Source organism: Metabacillus niabensis (genome assembly GCF_902829255.1).
Lineage (GTDB): Bacteria > Bacillota > Bacilli > Bacillales > Bacillaceae > Metabacillus > Metabacillus niabensis.
On record NZ_CADEPK010000061.1, the window covers coordinates 1 to 4,654 of the forward strand.

4 protein-coding genes are annotated in these 4,654 nt (G+C 34.2%); 3 read left to right on the forward strand and 1 reads right to left on the reverse strand.

Features of this window, described 5'->3' with window-relative positions; translation table 11 throughout:
* Positions 1-87: 87 nt before the first annotated feature.
* Complete coding sequence (locus HU235_RS07345; protein WP_095301104.1) at positions 88-1,056, reverse strand: asparaginase; 969 nt, start codon at positions 1,054-1,056, stop codon at positions 88-90.
* Positions 1,057-1,283: 227 nt separating this feature from the next.
* Here HU235_RS07345 and prsW point away from each other — a divergent pair, with 227 nt between their 5' ends.
* The 3 genes from prsW to ypeB form a co-directional block, all read left to right on the forward strand.
* Complete coding sequence (gene prsW, locus HU235_RS07350; protein WP_095301105.1) at positions 1,284-1,946, forward strand: glutamic-type intramembrane protease PrsW; 663 nt, start codon at positions 1,284-1,286, stop codon at positions 1,944-1,946.
* 179 nt (positions 1,947-2,125) lie between these two features.
* Entirely contained in the window at positions 2,126-3,352 is a 1,227-nt protein-coding gene (sleB, locus tag HU235_RS07355; protein WP_233452158.1) for a spore cortex-lytic enzyme, read from the forward strand.
* A gap of 15 nt (positions 3,353-3,367) precedes the next feature.
* A partial coding sequence (ypeB, locus tag HU235_RS07360; RefSeq protein ID WP_174879788.1) for a germination protein YpeB occupies positions 3,368-4,654 on the forward strand: 1,287 nt, incomplete at its 3' end.

Genomic DNA, 4,654 nt, shown 5'->3' on the forward strand with positions numbered 1-4,654 from the left:
GAGTAAATAAATATGGTACATGTAGGTTAAACACGCTTTTTCATGTGTCTTCACTCCTTGTCCCATATTAAATCACTCTCACTTTTCTCATTCAGAGAATATTTCTTCAAGTTCTTTATGATTTGAAGTTGTTTCTAAGGCAATCATTAATTTTAATCTAGCCTTTTGACCATTTAATCCATTACTAAAAATCATTCCTAATTCTTTTAAGTGCCTTCCTCCACCTTCGTAACCATAGACATCCTGGACGATACCATTAAAACAACGGGATACAAGAATGATGGGGATTCCTTTATTCAGTAATGTCTTTAATTCTGGAAGTAAATAAGGCGGTAAATTTCCTTGACCTAATGCTTCAATAACGAGTCCATCAAGCTTAAGGCTAGAAATCGCTTTTAATAGGCTATCGTCCATACCTGCAAAAGCTTTTAATAATAAAACATTTTTATCAAGGTGTTTTACATTTAAGTGACGACTTGTTTTTGGCTTATGATGAAATAGAACTCCACCTTTATTTACAATCCCAATAGGACCATATTGTGGGCTTTGAAATGTAGCGATATTACTCGTATGTGTTTTTGTTACATTTTTTGCAGTATGAATTTCATCATTCATTACTACAAGGACTCCTAAGTTCTTTGCTTTCTCTGAGGATGCTACTTTAATTGCCGCAATAAGATTATATAATCCATCTGAACCTAATTCATTACTTGAACGCATTGCCCCTGTAATAACAATTGGAATATCCAAAGATAAAGTGATATCAAGGAAAAACGCTGTTTCCTCTAAAGTATCTGTTCCGTGAGTAATGACAACTCCGTTAATTGAGCGCTCGTTGACATTCCTTTCAATATACTCTTTTATTTTTAACATATGGTTGGGTGTTATATGTGGAGATGGTAAATGAAATAATTCTGATGTAATTAGAACTGTATCAGGTATCTCACTAATATAATCAACGAGAGGGTTTTTTGCATCAGGTTTTACTTCACCAGTTTTTTCATCTTCCATCATTGAGATCGTACCACCAGTGTGTATTAGTAATATATTTTTCATCTATAGTCCTCCATGCTGTTTAAAATAAGATATTCTATTAGTGATTTTCAATTTTAGAATAACATGTTACGATTAATTAAGTAAAAATAAAACTTTTCAACTAATTTATTTCCTTCTTTTATACTATAATTAGAAGAATCCATTATATACTAAAATTAGTAGATAACCATAGGTTATTGTCCTTATATTGATTTTTAGACTACATTTTAAAGAAAAGAGGCCTGTAGATGATCGCGATTATTTCTGCAGGCATTGCCCCTGGTCTTGCTTTATTATCTTACTTTTATTTAAAAGATCAATACGAAACTGAACCGTTATATTTGGTGCTCCGTTCGTTTATTTTTGGGGCTCTGCTTGTTTTTCCAATTATGTTTCTCCAATATGTTTTAGATGTTGAAAATGTTTTTAGTTCAGAGCTTTTGTATACATTTGTTGCAATAGGTTTTCTGGAAGAGTTTTTTAAATGGTTTATCTTGTTTTTTACTATATATCAGCATGTTCACTTTAATGAGCATTATGATGGGATTGTTTATGGAGTATCTGTTTCACTTGGTTTTGCTACACTCGAAAATATTCTCTATCTGTTTGCTAACGGTGTTGAACATGCTTTTGGTAGAGCTATTTTACCTGTGTCAAGCCATGCATTATTTGGTGTACTAATGGGGTATTATTTAGGTAAAGGAAAGTTTTCAAGTGAAAAGTTTCGGAAGCGTTGGATAGTTTTTTCATGTATAATCCCAATCCTTCTTCATTTTATCTACGATTCAATATTAACTAGCTATATGCATTGGAAATATATCATTTTACCATTTATGTTATTTCTCTGGTGGTTTGCTTTACATAAAGCTAAAAAAGCCAGAGTAAGATTAATTGATTCGAAGTTACCTTAATACGTTGAAAAAACCACTTTTTCTTAAAGTGGTTTTTTGTCGTGTTCCCTGTTATGTTCTTTTTTAGAGTTTTGGTAATATTTGTGTATTATGGTTGGGTGGATAATTTGTATGAATAAAATGCCAAAGACTACAAAAAATACGTTTAAGCAATTACAACTACTTGAGGAGGCAGCAACATGAAAAACATGCGCATAATGTTGATAGTCATCTTGGTATCAATGACAACTATCACATTTCAATTTTTCTCATCAAAGGTTCCTAAGGCACATGCTTTTTCAGAACAGACTATTCAACGAGGTGCAACGGGTAGTGATGTTATTGAATTGCAGGCAAGACTTCAATATAACGGATATTATAACGGTCCAATAGATGGTGTATATGGTTGGAGCACCTATTGGGCAGTAAGGAATTATCAAAAAAGATTTGGTCTTGAAGAAGTAGACGGTTTAGTAGGGCAAAAAACGAAAGACATGTTGTTACAATCTACTACTTTTTATAAAGACTTTGTTTATGACCAAATTAATAAAGGAAGAAAGTTTACTCACTATGGTGGTGTGCCATTATCGATTCAATCTGCTCCAAATGAGAAACAGATACAGCAAGCAAGACAGGCTACTGAACAAAGAAGGCTTCAACAAGAAAAGAAATATCAAGCTCAAGTAAATAATCAAACACAACAAAGACAGCAACAAGCAAAGGAAAGAGAACAAGAACAAGCTCAGCAACAAGCACAGGAAAGAGAACAACAAGAACAAGCTCAGCAACAAGCACGAGACAGAGAGCAAGAACAAGCTCAGCAACAAGCACGGGAAAGGGATCAAGAACAAGCTCAGCAACAAGCACGAGAAAGGGAGCAGGCTCAGGATCAACAGCAAGCACAGGAAAGAGAACAAGCTCAAGCCCAACAGCAAGCACGAGAAAGAGAACGAGCTCAAGCAAATCGGGAAACAGAGAGACAACAGCAAGCAAGAAGAAATCAGAATACAAATCAAACGAATAATAATAAACAGCAAAAAGACTCAACAGCAGTAAATTTACCAAATGGATTCTCACAGAATGATATACAATTAATGGCAAATGCGGTTTATGGAGAATCAAGGGGTGAACCATATATCGGACAAGTTGCAGTTGCTGCAGTCATCTTAAATCGAGTAAACAGTCCTACTTTCCCTAATACAGTATCAGGGGTCATATTTGAGCCAGGGGCCTTTACAGCGGTTGCTGACGGACAAATATGGTTAACACCAAATGAAACGGCGAAAAAGGCAGTATTAGACGCTTTAAATGGTTTTGATCCTACCGGTAATGCAATCTATTACTTTAATCCAAATACGGCAACTAGCTCTTGGATTTGGGGAAGACCACAAATCAAACGTATCGGAAAGCATATTTTCTGTAAATAGAAAGGGTGATGATATATGATACGTGGCATACTTATTGGGTTATTAACAGTTGCAGTAGTTGGTACAGGTTATTGGGGATATAAAGAGCATCAAGAAAAGGATGCAGTCTTAATTCAGGCTGAAAATAACTATCAAAGAGCTTTTCACGATTTAACGTATAAAATAGACCAACTACATGATCAAATAGGTGCTACACTAGCAATGAATTCTAAGGATTCATTATCGCCAGCCTTAGTTGACGTATGGCGACTATCATCTGAGGCACAATCAAATGTTGGACAATTGCCGTTAACTTTATTGCCATTTAATAAAACGGAAGAATTTCTAGCGGGAATCAGTGATTTTACTTATCGGACAGCTGTTCGAGATTTAGATAATGAACCTCTATCAGATGATGAATATAAATCATTAAAGTCAATGTATAAACAATCGGCAAATATTCAAGAGGAGCTTCGCAATGTACAGCATCTTGTCATTGAAAATAATTTGCGATGGATGGATGTTGAATTAGCTTTAGCATCTGGTCAAAAACAAATGGATAATACAATTATTGATGGTTTTAAGACTGTTGAAGAGAATGTAGGTGCTTATTCTGAAGCGAATTCCGATCCAACATTAACGATGATGAAAACTAGCGCAGCTAAAGGTTTTAATCATTTAGAAGGAAAAGAAATAACTAGTAAGGAAGCAAAGCAAATTGCAAAGCAATTCGTTGAGAATGGTGTAAAGGATATAAATGTCACAAAAAATGGTGACGGTTCTTCTTATGAATTTTATAGCGTTTCAATGCATGATAAAAAAAATAATATTGATTTAAATATGGATATTACTAAAAAAGGCGGTCACCCAATTTATTTAGTGCAAAATCGTGATATTAAAGAAAATAAAATTAGTTTAAATGATGCAACAAATAAAGCTCGTAACTTTTTAGAAAAGCATGGTTTTAAAGATCTTGACCTGTTTGAAAGTGCACAATATGATAATGTCGGTGTGTTTTCATTTGTCTCAATTTATAATGGAGTTAGAATTTACCCAGATGCGATTCGGATGAAGGTAGCATTAGATAATGGAGAAGTAATTGGTTTTTCAGCAAGAGACTATTTAGCAGCACATAAAAAGCGAGAAATTCCAAAGCCGAAAATTACGCGAGATGATGCAGCGAAAAAATTAAATCCAAGTTTAGAAGTTCAAGAAGATAGACTAGCTCTCATTATGAATGAATTTGGAGAAGAAATCTTATGCTACGAATTCTTAGGAACAATCGATGAAGATTCTTATCGAATTTTTATCAACGCCGAGAAT